This is a genomic window from Sporomusa termitida (assembly GCF_007641255.1).
In the GTDB taxonomy this organism is placed as follows: domain Bacteria; phylum Bacillota; class Negativicutes; order Sporomusales; family Sporomusaceae; genus Sporomusa; species Sporomusa termitida.
In genome coordinates, this window is record NZ_CP036259.1 from 1,570,563 (window position 1) to 1,589,755 (window position 19,193).

Here is a 19,193-nt window from a genome sequence, read left to right on the forward strand (position 1 = left end):
ACAGAGAGAAGGCCCGCCGGCTGCAAGGCCTTTCAGTGAGGTATTAACAGAAGGTCATCTCTGAGCTGCTGGACTGAAAATTTTGTAGGTCCAGCCGCTGTGTCACGTTACGGCATAGCAAGAGTCCGGCACCCAGCAGAGGCCGGAAATCAAGGTGGTACCGCGGAAGCTAAGCCCTTTCGTCCTTAGGGGACAAGAGGGCTTTTTTTTATGAGAAACGATATAATTCAAGGAGGATATATGGAAGAGAAACAGATACATACGATTGCTACTGTGTATGATCCCCAGGCCGTGGAAGCCAAGTGGTATAAATTCTGGGAAGACAACCGGTTATTTCATGCTGAGGTTAATAGGGGCCAGGCTCCGTACAGTATTGTTATTCCGCCCCCTAACGTAACCGGACAGCTGCATATGGGGCATGCGCTTGATAATACGTTGCAGGACATTCTTATCCGTTTCAAACGGTTACAGGGCTATAACACGCTGTGGATGCCGGGCACCGACCATGCCGGTATTGCCACGCAGATTAAAGTGGAAGAGGTTCTGGCCGAAGAAGGCCAAACCCGCTACGATCTTGGGCGGGATGTGTTTATCAAGCGGGTCTGGGAGTGGAAAGCCCGGTATGGCAGCCGCATCATCAATCAGCTTAAGCGTTTAGGGGCCTCCTGTGACTGGGAACGGGAACGTTTTACTATGGATGAAGGCTGCTCAGCCGCTGTGCGCGAAGTATTTGTTACTTTATATGAGCAGGGGCTGATCTACCAGGGCAACCGCATCACGAATTGGTGTCCACGCTGCCATACCGCCCTTAGTGATATTGAGGTTGAGCATGAAGAGAAGCCGGGGCATTTATATCACGTACGTTATCCGGTGGCGGGGGCTGACGGTGAATACGTAACCGTAGCTACCACGCGCCCGGAGACTATTCTGGGTGATAGCGGTGTGGCCGTACATCCAGAGGACGTACGTTATCGTCATCTGGCAGGGAAGTATCTGATCCTGCCAATGCTGGGGCGCCGCCTGCCTATTGTCGCCGACGACTATGTTGATCCGGCGTTTGGTACCGGCGCAGTTAAGATCACCCCGGCCCATGACCCGAACGACTTTGATATGGGCCTCAGGCATAAGCTGCCCGAGATTGTGGTGATAAATCCTGATGGCACCATGGCCGCTGATACCGGCAAATATGCCGGCATGGATCGTTATGAATGCCGTAAAGCCCTGCTCAATGACCTTAAAGACCAGGGGTATCTTGTAAAAATTGATGAACACAACCATGCTGTCGGCCATTGCCAGCGCTGCAGCACAGTGATTGAACCCTTGGTGTCCAAACAGTGGTTTGTTAAGATGGAACCGCTGGCTAAGCCTGCTGTTGCGGCGGTAACCGAAGGCAGAACTCAGTTTGTGCCTGACCGGTTTACTAAGATTTATAGTAACTGGCTGGATAATATCCGCGACTGGTGCATATCCCGGCAAATCTGGTGGGGCCATCGCATTCCGGCCTGGTATTGTGCCTGTGGCGAGGTTACTGTGTCGAGGAGCGATATTCACGCCTGCCCCCAATGCGGTGGTGCTGTTGAACAGGATCCGGATGTGCTTGATACGTGGTTTAGTTCGGCCCTGTGGCCATTTTCCACCATGGGCTGGCCGGAGGAGACCGCGGAACTTAAACAGTTTTATCCGACAAGCGTGCTGGTTACCGGTTATGATATTATTTTTTTCTGGGTAGCCCGCATGATGATGATGGGACTGAAATTTCAGCAGGAGATACCGTTTAGGCATGTGTTTATTCACGGTCTGGTACGGGACAGCCAGGGCCGGAAGATGAGTAAATCGCTGGGCAATGGTATTGACCCGCTGGAGGTTATCGAGAAATATGGTGCAGATACACTGCGGTTTATGCTGATTACCGGCAATACGCCAGGCAATGACATGCGGTTTTATTGGGAGCGGGTGGAGTCCAGCCGCAATTTCGCCAATAAAATCTGGAATGCCTCGCGTTTTGTGCTTATGAATCTGGAAGGCTTTGACCCTGATTTTTCGCCAGATCCGAAAGCATTTACAACTGCAGACCGGTGGATTTTAAGCAGGTATAACACAACGGTTGCTGAAGTAACCGGCAATCTGGAGCGGTTTGAGCTAGGTGAGGCAGCCCGGACGGTTTATGAATTTATCTGGGATGAATTTTGCGACTGGTATATAGAGCTGGCCAAGGGGCGTCTTTATAACAAAGCCGATGCAGCCAGCCGTCAAGTGGCTCAGTATGTCCTTCAATACGTCCTTGGCAATACCCTTAAACTATTGCATCCTTTTATGCCCTTCATTACGGAGGATATTTGGCAGAGTCTGCCCCAGCAGGGAATCAGCATTATGACTGCCGGCTGGCCGCAGGCGCAGCCGGAATTGGCGAGCGCTCCGGATGAGCAGCTGATGAGCGTTATTATGGAGACAATTAAAGCAGTGCGCAATATGCGGGCCGAGGTTAATGTGCATCCGGGCAAGAAGAGTGAGGTAATACTTAAGATTGCCGCTGGGGACCTTAAAGGGCAGATTGAGGCTAACCTTGGTTATATCAAGACGCTGGCGGCTGCTGAACCTGTCAGCCTTCTTGCCGATAACGGGACAACACCGGAAAACGCCATGACGGCAGTCATCAGCGGTGTTGAGATCTATCTGCCGCTTAAAGGCCTTATTGATATCGGGAAGGAAACAGCCCGCCTGAATAAGGAACTGGACAACCTGGATAAAGAAGTAGCCCGGATTGCCGGCAAACTTAATAATCCGGGCTTTACCGCCAAAGCCCCGGCGGCAGTTATTGAAAAGGAAAAAGCCAAGCAGGCCGAGTATCTGGAAAAGCAAACCGCTGTCAGGGAGCGACTGGAATATATAACACGCCTGTAATAAATTTAAACGCGGTCAATACTGTCGCTGAGATTAATTATTTATGGAGGTGCAGCAATATGACTTATGAACAAACGTTAGCCTACCTCGAAAATTTGAGTAAGTTTGGGATTAATCTGGGCATGGCCCGCATAGAGCGGCTGCTGGAGCTTATGCAGCAGCCGCAGCGCCGCTTTAAAACCATCCATGTTACCGGCACCAACGGCAAAGGATCAACGACCGCCATGGTGTCAGCAATTCTGACTGCCAGCGGGATTAAAACAGGTATGTATACCTCGCCTCATTTGGTGGATTACCCTGAACGCATGCTGATTAACGGGCAGGAGATCACCAAAGAGGAGTTTGCCCAGGCAATTCACTATACCAGCCGGTTTGTGGAGCAAATGCTGGCCGCCGGGTTTGAACAGCCGACCGAGTTTGAAGTCATTACGGCTGCTGCTTTTTACTACTTTGCCGCCATGGGGGTTGAATATGCAGTCATCGAAGTGGGGCTGGGGGGATTGCTGGATTCCACTAATGTTGTTGTTCCTGAGCTTGCGGTGATTACTAATGTTACGCTGGAGCACACTGATCGCTGTGGTTCCACTATTGCCGAGATTGCCCGGCATAAAGCAGGCATCATCAAAGATAATGTCCCGGTAGTCACTGCTGCCCGGGGAGAGGCGCTGGCTTTGATCAGGCAGACGGCAGCCGGGAAGAATGCTGCCGTTTACAGTAAAGACAGGGATTTTACCGGCCGGTTTAAGGGTCTGGCAAACGGTAAACAGCAGGTATGTATTGATGCCGGTGAATTGGGCCGGATTGAAACCGATCTAAACCTTATTGGCTGTCATCAGCTGGAAAACAGTGCCGTTGCGGTTACTGTCGCTCTAATCCTGGGAACAAAGGATAAGCGGATTACAGCCGGGACAATTCAACAGGCGCTGGCCACTGTATGCTGGCCAGGCCGGTTCGAAATAATAGCCGGCGAGCCGGTGATTGTCATCGATGGCGCCCATAATCCCGATGGGGCCAGAGTGCTTCGCCAGAACCTGGATCAAGTGTTTCCCGGCCGGGAAGTAACCTTTGCCCTGGGGATTTTGCGCGATAAGGATGTAACAGGCATTATCCGTGAACTTATTCGGCCTGTCGACACTGTTGTTACAGTGCAGCCCCTGTCGTACCGGGCGGCAACACCGGAGGAAATTGCCCGGGAAATAGAGGCCCGCCATGTAGAGGCAGCAGCGGCTATTGGCAGTGGTATTGAGCGGGCTAAATACTTAGCCGGTTCGCAGGGGGTTGTTTGTGTGGCCGGTTCACTTTATCTAATTGGTGAGGCTCGCCAGATTATTCTTAAAAAGTAGACAAATTAGTGTTAATTGTATATAATAGATCTGGCGCTTGGGGGAGATTCAAGCGCCAGTATTGTTTTAGTATATTGGCATAGGCAAGAAATCCACGCTGCTAATTTAATACTATAACGGGAAGAAGAACCAGTAAAATATTGAACCGTAGGTGAAACTGTGCGCATTGCATATACGTGTAGGAGCCAACCCCAATTCCGGCTTGATTATTTAATTGAGCACTGCATTCTGGCTGTGGCCTTTTTTTTACCTTTATCATTAAATATTACCACATTATTTTTAGGGGCAGGAACAGTATTATGGATTGCCAAGATGGTGCTGTTAAAAAAACTTTTTTTAAAACGAACGCCATTTGATGAAATGATCGCGTTACTAGTCATCGTGTCGGCAGCGTCAATCAGCGTAGCTCCTGACAAAGATTTCAGCTTCTACAATTACTATCATTTAATGGGGCGCTACATACTTATTTATTATCTTGTTATTAATAACCTGAATGCGATAGAGCAGCTAAAAAGGCTGGTATGGTCAGTTATGGCCTCGGCTGTTGTTGTTACCTGTTACGGTTTTTATCAGTATGTTCATGGTGTCGATATATCAGCTTTTCAGTGGGTTGACGGCGAGCAGTTTCCCGAGCTTAAAGTCCGAATTTTCTCTACGTTGCAAAATCCTAACCTGTTAGCCGGCTTCCTGGTTGTGGTTATGTCGCTGGCTGTTGGCATCGGACTGCACACTGAAAATATACAGGAAAAAGTGTTCCTGTTTGCATTTGTGGCTGTGCTGGGCACCTGCCTGGTACTTACCTATTCACGGGGCGCGTGGCTGAGTATTGTGGCGGTGACTGCGCTATGCGGGCGTTTATATAATCGCAAAGTGTTATGGATATTTTTAGTTATCCCGGCGATTGCCCTCTTTTGCCATGACGGGGTGATGGAACGCCTCCTGTCAATTTTTAATCCGACCGATACTTCGTCAACTCTCAGGCTTGCCCTGTGGGAAAGTACTGTTGCGATGATTTTAGATAAGCCGTTCTTAGGCATTGGCTGGGGATCCTACTGGCTGGTGTATCCTGACTACGATTTTTTTCTGAACAACCCGGCGGCAACTATCGTTCATGCCCATAATATGTATCTACATATTGCGGCTGAAATTGGGATTCCGGGGCTAATTGTATTTTTAGCAATTATTTATGGACATGCCAGGAAAGCAATTCAGGTTTTGGACCAGACGCAAAATCCCTGGGTGGCCGGGGTAATGCTGGGAAGCGTTGCGGCCGTGCTGGGGCTGGTAGTAAACGGGTTTACTGATTATATTATGTTTAACGTCCAAATGTCGATGTTGTTTTGGCTCTTAAATGCTGTCATCATCGCTGCTTGGGATTCGAGCCGCCGTTACCGTTAACTGTTAATTGTATAACGCCTAACATTTGCTCTAATATTAAATTCAAATTAAGCGCATTTTATAGAAGGAATTATTGCAAATAACGCGAATATACAAACAATATTACTAATTATGAATATTATTGGGGGGATAATCCCCTTAATTTTTTATATAAAATATTGTGAAATTTCGCACAAGACTATTGCGAGGGAGGTAGCCTAATTTGAAACTGGCCCAAATACAAAAGGTCCTGGAGGCTGAGGTGCTCTGTGGAGTAGAGTTGCTTGACCAGGAAGCGAAATGTGCTTGCGGATCAGACCTGATGAGTGATGTCTTGGCCTTTACTAAAGAGCGGGCTATCTTATTGACAGGGCTGACCCACATTCAGGTTATCCGTACTGCGGAAATGAGTGATTTGGCAGGCATAATATTTGTCCGTGGCAAACGTCCGGGGCCGGAGGTCATTATAATGGCCCGGGAAATGGGAATACCGCTGTTGCTGACTCAGCGGCAGATGTACGAAGCTTGTGGCATTTTGTACAAGGATGGGCTGATAGGATCGTCATTAAAGGAGGAAACTCTGTGACACCCGAACAAGGCTTAACGCTGGAGTTTGCACTGACCGGTGCGGATTTTAATAGTGCCGGCGAGGCTTCAAGCAAAATTAAGCGTACACTGCAACTGCTGGGGATTCGGCCGGATATTATCAGGCGAATTGCCATCAGTGCTTATGAAGCGGAAATGAATGTCATCATTCATGCGTACCGCGGCTCGATCAGGGCCGACATTCACCCTAATCGCACCGAGGTGACTGTGGCCGATGAAGGCCCGGGAATCCCGGATATTGAGCTGGCGATGAAAGAGGGATATTCAACGGCGCCGGATTATGTCCGGGAGATGGGCTTTGGTGCCGGCATGGGCCTGCCGAACATGGCACGTTGTACAGATAAATTTGATATTAAAACCGAAGCCGGAGTGGGAACACAACTTAGTATGACCATCTATCACTAAGTCCGACTTTGTTTATGATTAGAGTATGTACAGTTTGGTGGTGAAAAAGCGGTGGCAGAACGATACCATTCGGTTCGCCTGACGGATGAGAAATGTCAGGGCTGTGTGAACTGCACTAGGCGGTGCCCTACGGAAGCTATCCGCATTCGCGGCGGCAAGGCGCAAATAACATCTTCGCGATGTATTGATTGTGGCGAATGTATCCGCTACTGTCCGGGACATGCCAAGACAGCAGTGACCGATGAGCTTGCCGACCTGAAAAAATATAAATATAATATTGCCCTGCCTGCCCCCAGCCTCTATGGCCAGTTTAGTGTGGACATTCCGGTAAGGGCTATCCTGTCGGGGTTGTTAAAGCTTGGCTTTAATGAAGTTTTTGAGGTGGCTCATGGAGCCGAAATTGTGTCCCTTGCCATCCGAGATCACTTAAAACGTAAGGATATCCCCAGGCCGGCAATCTCGTCAGCCTGTCCGGCTATCGTCCGGCTGATTCAGGTAAAATACCCTGAACTTATCGATCATCTGGCACCCTTTGACGCCCCGGTCGAGGTTGCGGCAAGATTGGCGCGGGCGGAGGCTGAAGAACTGCCGGGCCTCACACCGGAAAACATCGGTGTATGGTTTATAACGCCGTGTCCGGCGAAGATGACGGCAGTATATCAGCCGCTGGGAGCAGAAAAATCTAATATTACCGGGGCGATCGCAATTAGTAAAATTTATCCCGCTTTATTAAAAGTAGTGACTGCCGAACTTCAGGATGCCAGGCGTCAGGCCTCCTGGGTAGGGGTTGGCTGGGCCGTTTCCGGCGGTGAAACCAATTCGGTTGGCGCGGACAATGTCTTAATCGTTCATGATGTTCACCATGTTGCCAATGTATTGGAGCAAGTGGCCTTAGGCAAACTCAAGGATGTCGATTATATCGAGATGCTGGCCTGTGCCGGCGGCTGTATTGGCGGCCCTTTAACTGTTGAAAACCGGTATGTCGCCGAACACCGGATGAAACAGCGTATTTCCAGGAAAAAGATGGAGGACCCTAAATTTGGCAGACTGCCGCGGACCGATTACTCGGAGTTCGAACTTGGGGTAGCCGGACGCCGGGCCATAGAGCCCAAACCGATATTGCGCCTTGATGCTGATATTACCAAAGCCATGAATAAAATAGAATTTATGGACCGGACTTTAAAGAGTCTGCCGGGACTGGATTGCGGCTCCTGCGGCTCGCCCAATTGCAAGGCTTTGGCGGAAGATATTGCTCAGGGACTAGCCAGTATGACCGACTGCGTATTTATCCTCCGGAAAAAGGTCCGGGATTTGGCGTATGAAATGGTTGACCTGGCAGATAAGCTGCCGCCGCCGCTTGATAAAAACCAGGAGTATGAGGAGAAGGAAAAATGTTAGGAGGATCTAAGAGTGACTGTTGAAGAATTAATTACACTACTGCCGCTGACAGTCGTGTCAGGGCAGTCCAAGCTTGGTCATGAAATTACCGGCGGTTACGTTTCAGACCTGCTGAGCAATGTTATGGGGCAGGCCTGTGCCGGCAATGTCTGGGTTACTATGCAGGGACATCAGAATATCGTGGCAGTTGCATCTCTGACAGGACTGGCAGCGGTTATTATTGCCGGCGGCGTTAAGCTTGACAAGGATGCTGCCGGCAAGGCCGAGTCAGAAGAAATAGTGATTCTGAGTACGCTGCTTTCCTCTTTTGAGATAACAGGACGTTTATATCAGTTGGGGATTGCCGGAAAATGATGCGTCGGTTTGTGGCGGATCTGCATGTCCATACGCTGTTATCACCGTGTGCGGCTGTCGAAATGACGCCGCGCAATATTGTGTGGCAGGCTGTGGACCATAAGATTGATATTATTGCCATTACTGACCATAATGCCTGCGATAATGTTCCTGCAGCCCTGGAAGCCGCCAAAGGCACAACTGTTACTGTCCTGTTAGGCATGGAGGTCGAAAGCAGGGAAGAAGTGCATCTGCTTGTCTTATTTGATAAAATGAGGCAAATGAAAGAATGGGAGTTATTTACCAAAGCCCATATGTCAGGGCGCCTTAATGATGCTGCCCGGTTTGGCGCCCAGTTCATCGTCGATGCCGATGATAATTTTATAGCCGAAAAAAATGAACTTTTATTATCTTCCCTGACGGCCGGGGTTGCTGAAATCTCTGCACAAGTAAAACGCTTAGGCGGCATATGTATTGCCAGTCATATCGACAGGCCTGTATATAGCATTATTTCGCAACTGGGGTTTATTCCGCCTGATGTTGAGTTGGCAGCAGTCGAAGTATCAAGGCACATGAATGCGCAAGATGCGTCTGTCCGTATTCCTGCTATTGGCGACCTGCCTGTAATAACTGCCTCAGACGCTCATGTCATGGAAGACTTTATCAACGGCCCGAAAACGGCTTTTTATCTTGAACAGCCAACAGTGGGCGAAATCCGGCAGGCATTATTATCTCAAAATTTACGAAGGGTGGTGGTGTAAACCACTGATACACTAAGCTTGCCAGTGACTAGTAATTTTTTCATAAGGAGGATGTAACATGAACAGCGATAAGGAAACCAAATGCTGCTGTGGCGGCGGTGAAGCAGGCAAGTTAGCGCTTGACCAACTGGATGTGATACTTGCAAAATATCAGGGGGTAAAAGGGGCTCTCATCCCCGTACTGCAGGAAGCGCAACATGCCTACGGCTACCTGCCTAAAGAAGTAATCCAGGCTATTGCGGAAAAAATGGCGATTCCTGTCAGTCAAATTTATGGTGTAGTAACTTTCTATTCTCAATTTCATTTAAATCCCCGGGGAAAAAATATTATCCGTGTCTGCCAGGGGACTGCCTGCCATGTACGTGGTGCCAAGGCAATCCTCACTATGCTGGAAGAGAATTTAAGCGTCAAAGCCGGCGGCACTACCCCTGATCTTAAGTTTACGTTAGAAACAGTAGCCTGCATCGGTGCCTGCGGGTTGGCTCCAGTGTTAATGGTTAATGATGATACCCACGGCCGGTTGACTACGCAACTAATACCTGAAATCCTGGCTAGATACGCCTAATAACTGCTATGCGTGAACTATCACTCCATATCCTGGATTTAGTGCAAAACTCGCTTGAAGCCGGGGCTAATATTGTTAAACTTGAAGTTATTGAAGATCTGTCAGCCGATGTTTTAGTTATCCGCGTGGCTGATAACGGGCGGGGTATGGATGAGAAGCTCCGTCAACTTGTAATTGACCCTTTTGTTACTACCAGGTTGACACGACGCGTTGGCTTAGGACTGCCGTTAATGGAGATGTCGACCAAACGCTGTGACGGATATTTGAAAATACAATCAACACCAGGCCAAGGGACAATAATAGAGGCAAGTTATCGTCATCATCATCTGGACCGACCTCCATTAGGTAACATAGTAGAGACAATTAAGACAATTCTTGTTGCTAACCCCACATTGAACTTTTTGTATCGTCATACTGTCAATGACAGAAAATTTACTGTTTCTTCGCAGGAGTTAGCCGATATCCTGGATGGTGTACCGCTAACCCAACCAGATATATTAATCTGGCTTCATAAATACTTGTCCGATCATATAGCTAATTTGTACGGAGGTGTCGAAAAGTGAAAACATTAGAAGATTTAAAACGCCTACGGGAACAGCTTAAGACCAAAAATACTGTGCGCCACGAAGGTGGCATCCAAATTATTGTGGGCATGGGTACTTGCGGAATAGCAGCCGGCGCCCGTCAAGTGATGACCGCTATTTTAGATGAGATTGCCAAGCAAAATCTGCAGACGGTTAAGATAAGCCAGACCGGCTGTATTGGCATGTGTGAGAAAGAAGTGCTGGTGGATGTTGTTCGCCCTAATGAACCGAGGATAACCTATGGCCGCGTTACAGTAGACGACATCCCTAAAATTATTTCTGAGCATATCGTTAACGGTCGTATTGTTGCAGAGCTTGCTATTGGCAAATTCACTGAATAAATATATAATCTTGCTAGAATAACGGGAGGGGATAATATGGAACGCATAAGAGCGCATGTGCTCCTTTGCGCCGGTACTGGTTGTGTGTCTTCAGGTTCGAAAAAAGTTGAAGCAGCCTTCCAGCAGGAACTGGCTAAAAAAGGCTTAGATAAAGAGGTAAAAATTATTGAGACCGGTTGCCATGGCTTCTGCGAAATGGGGCCGCTGGTCATTATTTATCCGGAAGGAACTTTCTATGTCCGGGTTCAGGAAGAAGATGTGGCAGAACTTGTTGAAACCCATTTGTTTAAGGGGCGTATTGTAGAACGGCTGTTGTATAAAGAACCGATCAGTCATGAAAAGATCCCCAGTTATAATGATATTGTTTTTTATAAGAAACAGATGCGATATGTACTGGCCAACTGCGGACACATTGACCCTGAAGATATTAACGAGTATATTGCTGAAGGCGGTTACGAAGGCCTTGGTAAAGCTCTCTCGGAATTGAAGCCGGCCGACGTTGTGGCGGAAATAAAAAAATCCGGGCTCAGGGGCCGGGGCGGCGGTGGTTTCCCGACCGGTATGAAGTGGGAGTTCACCCGCAATGCTCCCGGTACTAAAAAATATGTGGTATGTAATGCCGACGAAGGTGATCCCGGTGCCTTTATGGACCGCAGTGTGCTTGAAGGCGACCCTCATCGACTCATTGAAGGCATGGCTGTCTGTGGTTATGCTATTGGGGCCGACGAAGGTTATGTATATGTCCGGGCCGAGTATCCGCTGGCGATTAAACGCCTTAGAATTGCGATTAAGCAAGCTGAGGAAATAGGGTTATTAGGTGACAACATTTTAAGTTCCGGTTTTAATTTCAGACTGAAAATCAAGGAAGGGGCCGGCGCCTTTGTGTGTGGTGAGGAAACCGCCCTGATTGCGTCAATTGAGGGCAAGCGCGGTATGCCGCGTCCCCGTCCGCCGTTCCCTGCCGTTTCCGGTTTGTGGGGCAAGCCTACCAATATCAACAATGTGGAGACTTTTGGCAATGTACCGCAGATTATTACCAAAGGTGCGGACTGGTATGCCTCAATCGGCACCGAACGCAGCAAGGGCACTAAAGTATTTGCCCTTACCGGCCGGATTAATAATACCGGTTTAGCAGAAGTTCCCATGGGTATCAGCATGCGGGAAATTATTTATGAAATTGGCGGCGGCATACCTAACGAGAAAAAGTTTAAGGCTGTGCAAATCGGCGGCCCGTCCGGCGGCTGTCTGCCGGAAAACATGCTCGATCTGCCTGTAGATTATGATTCTCTTATCAAGGCCGGGGCAATGATGGGATCCGGCGGCCTGGTTGTTATGGACGAAACCACCTGCATGGTTGACGTTGCCAAGTTCTTCCTCAATTTCACCCAGTCCGAGTCCTGCGGTAAATGCACACCCTGCCGTGAAGGGACTAAACGCATGCTGGAGATTCTTACCCGCATAACCGATGGGCTGGGTCGTCCCGGTGATATTGCACTGCTTGAATCAATGGCGAAAAATATTAAAACCACCGCCTTGTGCGGCCTTGGTCAAACGGCCCCCAATCCGGTACTTTCCACCCTGCGCTATTTCCGTGATGAATATGAAGCCCATATTCATGATCAACGCTGCCCGGCCGGGGCTTGCACCAATCTGCTGCAGTACAACATTACCGATACTTGTAAGGGCTGCGGTCTGTGCAAAAAGGTATGCCCGGCTGAAGCTATTAGTGGTGAGGTCAAGGCGCAGCATGAGATTGATTTGTCCAAGTGTATCAAATGCGGTGCCTGTATTGCTAAATGTCCGTTTAAATCAATTGTTAAAGCCTAAGGCTGCTTAAAATAGCTACTGCCCATTACAAACACTAGACTGAGTGAAAAAGAGAGGGTGACACGAAAATGGAAATGGTTAATTTAACAATCGATGGACAAAAGGTTTCTGTGCCTAAAACATCGACTGTTCTGGAAGCGGCAAATTCGCTGGGAATAAAAGTGCCGACTTTGTGCTATCATCCTGAACTGCGTGTGGAAGGGGCCTGCCGGGTGTGCATGGTAGAAGTTGAAGGCGCCCGCAGTTTGGTTGCGTCCTGCGTGTATCCTGTAAATGAAGGCATGGTTGTCCGGACGAATACAGCAGATGTGCGTGAAGCCCGGAAAATGGTGGTCGAGCTTCTACTGGCCAACCACCCGACAGAGTGCTTGGCCTGCCAGCGTAACTTAAACTGTGAACTCCAGAATATGGCAGCCGATCTGGGAGTCAGAGAAATCCGGTTTGACGGCGACAAGAAAAATTATCCGCTGGACGATAAAAATCCGTCTTTGGTCCGCGATCAAAGCAAATGTATTTTATGCGGCCGCTGCATCCGGGCTTGCAGTGAACGGCAAGGGGTTCATGTGTATAGCTTTGCTAACCGGGGTTTTAACACAACGGTTGTACCGGCCTTTAATCTGGGCTTAGATGAAGTGGCATGCACCTACTGCGGTCAGTGTGCGGCTGTGTGTCCGACCGGCGCTATTGTCGAAAAAGACGATACCGAAGCGGTATGGCAGGCTATCGGTGATCCAGCGAAGCATGTCATTGTTCAAACGGCTCCCGCTGTACGGGTGGCTTTAGGTGAAGCACTAGGGCTGCCTCATGGTACAATCGTTACCGGCAAGATGGTGTCAGCTTTAAAACGGCTGGGCTTTAACAAGGTTTTTGATACAGATTTTACTGCTGACCTTACTATCTGGGAAGAAGGTTCAGAATTTATCGACCGCCTGAGCAATGGTGGCAAGCTGCCGATGATTACCTCCTGCAGCCCGGGCTGGGTTAACTTCATTGAATTAAAATATCCCGATCTGCTGGATCATCTGTCCTCTGCCAAATCACCGCAACAGATGTTTGGTGCATTGGCTAAAACTTATTATGCCGAAAAGGCCGGCATTGATCCTAAGGATATTGTCTCTGTATCCATCATGCCGTGTACAGCCAAAAAAGCGGAGGCCGCCCGGCCGGAGATGAATTCCAGCGGCTATCAGGATGTTGACTATGTCCTGACAACCCGTGAATTATCCCGGATGATCCGTGCCGCCGGCTTAACCTTTGCAACTCTGGAAGAGGCCGAATTCGACGCTCCGCTTGGTATTGGCTCAGGGGCCGGCGTAATCTTTGGTGCTACCGGCGGGGTTATGGAAGCTGCCCTCCGGACGGTTGTGAAACTGGTTACAGGCAATGAGCTTGATAATATTGAGTTCCATACCGTTCGCGGCATGACTGGCATTAAAGAGGCTGAGGTGCCGGTAAAAGAAGGCTTAACAGCTAAAGTTGCCGTAGCTCACACTTTGGCCAATGCCCGTGTGCTGCTTGATAAAATTCGCGCCGGTGAGGCTGATTATCACTTTATTGAAATAATGGCTTGCCCCGGCGGTTGTTCAGGCGGCGGCGGCCAGCCGATCATTACGTCTGCTGAACACCGGCAAAAACGTATTGATGCCATTTATGAATGTGATAAGTGCTCTACTCTGCGGAAATCGCATGATAATCCGGCTGTTGCCGAACTATATGAGAGCTGGCTGGGTAAACCGCTGGGTGAAAAGTCGCACCATCTGCTGCATACTCACTATCATCCACAAAAGAAATGTTAAACCTTTTAAGGGATGTCCGCCGGGACATCCCTTTTACTTGCCCTAGTGCCTTGACAAAGTCAAATGTTAGGTTATACAACGCATCTTTCCCGCCCTGCTTCGTTGCCGTCGCCTTACAGATTGCCGATCTGCGCGGCCCGTGCAAGTAATAAGAGGCCCATATCATACAGGATCATTAAAGCAGATCTGTCAGTTAGCGTCCTCCGCCTTGCATTGCGAAAAAAACTACGTCGTCTAAAACTACATTTAATTTTGCCAAGGCACTAGCAGAATTTATAAAAATCCGGGGGTCATGATTTAAGAGATCAGAAATCTTTACCCTAAAGGCACCGGCGGCTTCTGCCGGCGGCCTAAAGGACTTGGCATAAGCCAAGTTTTTCTAATTTTTTAGGATTAATTATTTGTAAAATGTGAAAATTAAAAGTAGTAGCAGGAATTAACCGGTGTGAGTGAGAATAAATTACAAATAATACTAAGGAACATAAGCTGCTGAGATAAGCGCTGAGTACTGCTAGGGAGAGTTGTTTCAATGAAAGAACACAAAGAGAATGCGGTGATCTCTAAAGCAACGATTGATAGACTGCCGCTTTATTATCGGTACCTTAAACTAAGTCAGGAGGAAGGGATTGAGATTATATCCTCTGACGAATTGGGGCGGAAAATTGGCGTTACACCGGAGCAGATACGCAAAGATTTATCCGCTTTTGGTGAGTTTGGCAAAAAAGGTGTTGGCTATTACGTGCGCGAGCTTACGCGCAATATCGGCGAAATACTGGGACTCAACCGTCAGTGGAATATAGCTATTGCCGGTGTGGGGCACCTGGGCTGGGCTTTGGCCAATTATGCTAATTTTTCGCCCCAGGGATTTCAATTGCAGGCTATTTTTGATATTGATCCAGATAAAATCGGGCGATATATTAATGAAATCGAAATTTTTCATATTGCCAGAATACCGGAAATCATTGCTGCCAGGAATATTCAAATCGGGATAGTAACGGTGCCGGCCGAATACGCCCAGGACATCACTACAAGCTATGTTGAGGCCGGAATTAAAGGTATCTGGAATTTTGCGCCGATAAAGCTTGAAGTCCCCACAACTGTCCATGTAGTCAGTGAAGACCTGTCAATAGGCTTAAGCAGTATGTCATATTATCTTTCCCGCCAATTATATTAGAAAACCTTGGCTTGTGCCAAGTCCTGAGGACGCCGGCAGAAGCCAAAGTGAGTCATAGCAGTGAATTTTTTGTAGACTTGATGGGGTTAGAAAAACTCGCTGAGCCTTTGGCGAAGTGGAAGTCGCTGCTGCCCTGCCGCCAGCGGCAAGGATACTTTTTGTCAGGAAAAGAAATTACAAAATATTTTTTAAAAAATTGGATTATAGTAGCAGGAGTTTTACTTCTATCGTAGAATACCAATAGTGTAAAACAATATAATTATAGTATTAATCTATATTACGGACAGACAGCTTGTTGCTTTCTGAAAGTTACCTGTAAACTACGCCCTTATGGTCTGTTGCCCTGCCGGTAATGGATACTTTAGTAAGTGCGCACCTAGGTTTTTTTGTTTAGTACAAAATAAACAAAAACCAATAGGTGCTTTTTTATTGCCTTGGCGAGGGTGGCGTAGAATAATTTTTGCGGTTTCCTGGATAATAACAAATGATTATCTCAAAATTTATATAAAATTAACCGCATTCGAAGGGAGAGTACGCAATGATTGACATTAAAGACCGTGTCAGAAACAAAGCGCTGCAAGCCAAAATTGTTAGTGCAGAGCAAGCGGCTGCCAGCATTAAGCCAGGGATGAATATTGGCGCCAGTGGTTTTACGCCTGCAGGCTATCCAAAGGCTGTGCCACTGGCACTGGCAGAGAGAATGAAGCAGGAGAATTTCACCGTAAACCTTTGGACCGGGGCCTCGGTAGGCCAGGAACTTGACGGGGCTTTGGCTGAGGCCAAGGGGATTGCTAAAAGGCTGCCCTATCAAACAAACGACAGTATCAGAAAAGCGATTAACAACGGTACTATCCAGTATACCGACCTGCATTTAAGCCATGTGGCGCAAATGTCGCGTTATGGTTTTCTGGGTGGCAAAGTAGATGTTGCCATTATTGAAGCTTGTGCGATCACGGAGGAGGGGCAGATTGTACCAACAACTTCACTTGGCAACTCGGCTTCCTTTGTGCAAAGCGCTGATTTTGTAATTGTTGAGATTAATACCAGCCAACCGCTTGAATTGGAAGGTATGCATGATGTCTATGTGCCGCTTGATCCGCCCCATCGTCAGCCAATACCGCTGGTGAAAGCCGATGACCGTATTGGCACTCCCTATATTCCGTGCGACCCGGAAAAAATCGCGTACATAGTTCCTTGTGATATAAAGGATGATGTTCGTCCGCTGGCAGCCATTGATGATGACGCCCGGGCCATGACCGGTCATCTTATTCAATTCCTCAAGCAAGAGATAGAAGCAGGCCGTATGCCGGAAAATCTGCTGCCACTGCAATCCGGTGTAGGTTCTGTGGCCAATGCCGTTGTGGCCGGGTTAGCTGATTCTGATTTTGAAAACCTTACTGTTTATACAGAGGTTATTCAAGATGGTATGTTTGACCTTATTGATGCGGGTAAACTGACTTTTGCGTCAGGAACTTCGATTACACCTTCACCTGATGGCTTAAAACGGCTTTATGATAATATTGGTGAATATCGCAAAAAAATCATTCTCCGGCCGCAAGAGGTTGCCAACAGCCCGGAAGTGGCCCGTCGTATCGGTGTAATTGCCATGAATACGGCGATTGAATTCGATATATTCGGACATGTCAACTCCACCCATATTATGGGTACCAAAATGATGAACGGGATCGGCGGGTCAGGCGACTTTGCCCGTAATGCCTACCTGACCTTCTTCTTTACGAATTCGATTGCCAAAAAAGGTGATATTTCTTCGGTTGTGCCGATGTGTTCGCATTTTGACCATACCGAACATGATGTTGATGTATTTATCACCGAACGCGGTGTTGCTGATGTCCGCGGCTTGAGCCCCAAAGAACGGGCCCGGGTTATTATCAATAATTGTGCCCATCCTGATTACCAGCCAATGCTGCTGGATTATCTTGACCGGGCTGAAAAAGCCACCGGTTATGCCCATACCCCGCATCTCATGAATGAGGCTCTTTCCTGGCATACTCGCTTCCTGGAAACAGGCAGTATGAAAATAAAATAGGAAGACAGCCTTACGGCCAGTCTTTCTGCTGTAGCAAGGAATATATACTTAAAGGAGGAATTAGAAATGTGCACAGCTAGCACAGATAGTTTAAAACAAAAAATGGCTGAGTACACCGGTAAGGTGGAAAAATCACTTGCCAAATTTCCCGAGCGAAAAAACCTGGCTTACAACAGGCTTTATACTCCGCTTGATATTGAAGGTCTTGATTATGAAAAAGATCTCAGCTTTCCGGGACAATATCCGTTCACGCGTGGTGTGCAGCCTACCATGTATCGCGGTCGTTTCTGGACTATGCGTATGTATGCCGGCTTCTCAACCGCCGAAGAATCCAATAAGCGTTACCGCTACCTCTTAGAGTCGGGCGGCACCGGCCTTTCCTGCGCGTTTGACCTGCCAACCCAGATTGGCTACGACTCGGACGATGCCATCGCCGAAGGTGAAGTGGGTAAAGTAGGCGTGGCGATTGACTCCCTGGCCGATATGGAAATTTTGTTTGACAGCATTGATCTTGGCAAAGTATCAACTTCGATGACAATTAATGCCCCTGCTTCGGTTCTGCTGGCTATGTACATCGCCGTTGCCGAGAAACAAGGTGTTAGCCCGGATAAGCTGAACGGTACCATTCAAAATGACATTCTTAAAGAATATGCTGCCCGCGGTACCTATATATTCCCGCCCAAACCTTCGATGCGCCTTATTACTAATATTTTTGAATATTGCTCAAAGAGTGTTCCTAACTGGAATACCATTTCGATTTCCGGTTATCATATCCGTGAAGCCGGTTCCACCGCTTCCCAGGAAATCGCCTTTACCATAGCTGATGGTATTGCCTATGTAGATGCTGCTATCAAAGCTGGCTTAAATGTCGATGATTTTGCCGGTCGTCTGTCTTTCTTCTGGAATGCTCATAATAATGTACTGGAAGAAGTGGCTAAATTCCGTGCTTCCCGCCGCGTATGGGCGAAGGTGATGAAAGAACGTTTCGGCGCTACCAATCCTAAGTCCTGGATGCTGCGCGTGCATACCCAGACAGCCGGTTCCATGCTGACGGCGCAGCAGCCTGACAATAATGTTGTCCGCGTTGCCTTGCAAACCGCTGCCGCAGTGCTTGGCGGTACGCAGTCGCTGCATACCAACTCCAAAGATGAAGCGCTGGCGCTGCCTACGGAAGATTCCGTGCGTGTTGCCCTGCGCACCCAACAAATTGTGGCCTATGAAAGCGGCTTGGCCGATGTGGTTGACCCGTTGGCAGGATCTTATTATATTGAGGCCCTTACCAACCAAATCGAAAAAGAAGCCTGGGAATATATCGGTAAAATTGATGATATGGGTGGCGCCGTTGTGGCGATTGAAAAAGGCTATATTCAGCGTGAAATCCAGGAAAGCGCCTATAAATGGCAAATGGAAGTGGAAAACAAACAACGTATTATTGTTGGCGTTAACCAGTTCCAGGTTGCAGAAAAACCGATTGAAGGCTTATTGCGTGTTGACGCTTCTGTCGGCGAATTGCAAAAGAAAAAGCTGGCCGACCTTAGAGCCCGCCGCGATAATGGTGCTGTTGCCGACAAACTTGCCGCACTGGAAGCAGGCTGCAAAGATGAGAATACCAATCTTATGCCTCTTATCCTTGAGGCCGTTAAAGTCTATGCAACCCTGGGAGAAATCTGTGGCGTAATGCGCAAAGTATTCGGCGAATACGAAGCGCATGTAAGCCTATAAGCTGAGTAGGAGG

Annotated in this window: 17 protein-coding genes and 1 other annotated feature (1 of these 18 only partly in view); all 17 genes read left to right on the plus strand. The window is 48.2% G+C overall.

The window, feature by feature from the left end:
* Nucleotides 1–190: a binding site (T-box leader), on the plus strand (it extends 39 nt beyond the left edge of the window).
* A gap of 50 nt (nt 191–240) precedes the next feature.
* The 17 genes from SPTER_RS06890 (at nt 241) to SPTER_RS06970 (ending at nt 19,180) form a co-directional block, all read left to right on the plus strand.
* Complete coding sequence (locus SPTER_RS06890; RefSeq protein ID WP_144349648.1) at nt 241–2,901, plus strand: valine--tRNA ligase; 2,661 nt, start codon at nt 241–243, stop codon at nt 2,899–2,901.
* A 59-nt stretch (nt 2,902–2,960) separates the two neighbouring features.
* Nucleotides 2,961–4,244, plus strand: coding sequence for a bifunctional folylpolyglutamate synthase/dihydrofolate synthase (locus SPTER_RS06895; RefSeq protein WP_144349649.1), 1,284 nt, complete (start codon nt 2,961–2,963; stop codon nt 4,242–4,244).
* Nucleotides 4,245–4,478: 234 nt separating this feature from the next.
* Complete coding sequence (locus SPTER_RS06900) at nt 4,479–5,642, plus strand: O-antigen ligase family protein (protein ID WP_246105513.1); 1,164 nt, start codon at nt 4,479–4,481, stop codon at nt 5,640–5,642.
* A gap of 202 nt (nt 5,643–5,844) precedes the next feature.
* The gene (locus SPTER_RS06905) at nt 5,845–6,207 is read left to right on the plus strand and encodes a DRTGG domain-containing protein (RefSeq protein WP_144349651.1); all 363 of its coding nucleotides are present in this window, start codon (nt 5,845–5,847) and stop codon (nt 6,205–6,207) included.
* The gene (locus SPTER_RS06910) at nt 6,204–6,632 is read left to right on the plus strand and encodes an ATP-binding protein (RefSeq protein ID WP_144349652.1); all 429 of its coding nucleotides are present in this window, start codon (nt 6,204–6,206) and stop codon (nt 6,630–6,632) included. The genes SPTER_RS06905 and SPTER_RS06910 overlap by 4 nt, the downstream gene beginning before the upstream one ends.
* Nucleotides 6,633–6,683: 51 nt before the next feature.
* Complete coding sequence (locus SPTER_RS06915) at nt 6,684–8,030, plus strand: [Fe-Fe] hydrogenase large subunit C-terminal domain-containing protein (protein ID WP_144349653.1); 1,347 nt, start codon at nt 6,684–6,686, stop codon at nt 8,028–8,030.
* A 12-nt stretch (nt 8,031–8,042) separates the two neighbouring features.
* Nucleotides 8,043–8,384: a serine kinase gene (locus SPTER_RS06920; protein WP_144349654.1), complete on the plus strand. Its 342-nt coding sequence runs from the start codon at nt 8,043–8,045 to the stop codon at nt 8,382–8,384.
* Entirely contained in the window at nt 8,381–9,124 is a 744-nt protein-coding gene (locus tag SPTER_RS06925) for a PHP domain-containing protein (protein WP_246105514.1), read from the plus strand. The genes SPTER_RS06920 and SPTER_RS06925 overlap by 4 nt, the downstream gene beginning before the upstream one ends.
* Nucleotides 9,125–9,182: 58 nt before the next feature.
* Nucleotides 9,183–9,689: an NADH-quinone oxidoreductase subunit NuoE gene (gene nuoE, locus SPTER_RS06930; protein WP_144349655.1), complete on the plus strand. Its 507-nt coding sequence runs from the start codon at nt 9,183–9,185 to the stop codon at nt 9,687–9,689.
* An 8-nt stretch (nt 9,690–9,697) separates the two neighbouring features.
* Nucleotides 9,698–10,252 (plus strand): ATP-binding protein, encoded by a 555-nt coding sequence (locus SPTER_RS06935; protein ID WP_144349656.1) that lies wholly within the window; start codon nt 9,698–9,700, stop codon nt 10,250–10,252.
* Nucleotides 10,249–10,614 carry a (2Fe-2S) ferredoxin domain-containing protein gene (locus SPTER_RS06940; protein ID WP_144349657.1) on the plus strand — a complete coding sequence of 122 codons (366 nt, stop codon included), beginning with the start codon at nt 10,249–10,251 and terminating at the stop codon, nt 10,612–10,614. The genes SPTER_RS06935 and SPTER_RS06940 overlap by 4 nt, the downstream gene beginning before the upstream one ends.
* A 36-nt stretch (nt 10,615–10,650) precedes the next feature.
* A complete protein-coding gene (nuoF, locus tag SPTER_RS06945; protein ID WP_144349658.1) occupies nt 10,651–12,441 on the plus strand; it encodes an NADH-quinone oxidoreductase subunit NuoF in 1,791 nt (596 codons plus the stop codon).
* Between the two features lie 68 nt (nt 12,442–12,509).
* Nucleotides 12,510–14,237, plus strand: a complete 1,728-nt coding sequence (locus SPTER_RS06950; protein WP_144349659.1) for an NADH-dependent [FeFe] hydrogenase, group A6 — start codon at nt 12,510–12,512, stop codon at nt 14,235–14,237.
* A gap of 529 nt (nt 14,238–14,766) precedes the next feature.
* The gene (locus tag SPTER_RS06955) at nt 14,767–15,411 is read left to right on the plus strand and encodes a redox-sensing transcriptional repressor Rex (RefSeq protein WP_144349660.1); all 645 of its coding nucleotides are present in this window, start codon (nt 14,767–14,769) and stop codon (nt 15,409–15,411) included.
* 80 nt (nt 15,412–15,491) lie between these two features.
* Nucleotides 15,492–15,644, plus strand: a complete 153-nt coding sequence (locus SPTER_RS06960; protein ID WP_170233186.1) for a hypothetical protein — start codon at nt 15,492–15,494, stop codon at nt 15,642–15,644.
* 305 nt (nt 15,645–15,949) lie between these two features.
* The gene (gene scpC, locus SPTER_RS06965) at nt 15,950–17,458 is read left to right on the plus strand and encodes a succinyl-CoA:acetate CoA-transferase ScpC (protein ID WP_144349662.1); all 1,509 of its coding nucleotides are present in this window, start codon (nt 15,950–15,952) and stop codon (nt 17,456–17,458) included.
* Between the two features lie 102 nt (nt 17,459–17,560).
* Nucleotides 17,561–19,180, plus strand: coding sequence for an acyl-CoA mutase large subunit family protein (locus SPTER_RS06970; protein WP_425474359.1), 1,620 nt, complete (start codon nt 17,561–17,563; stop codon nt 19,178–19,180).
* Nucleotides 19,181–19,193: the final 13 nt, after the last annotated feature.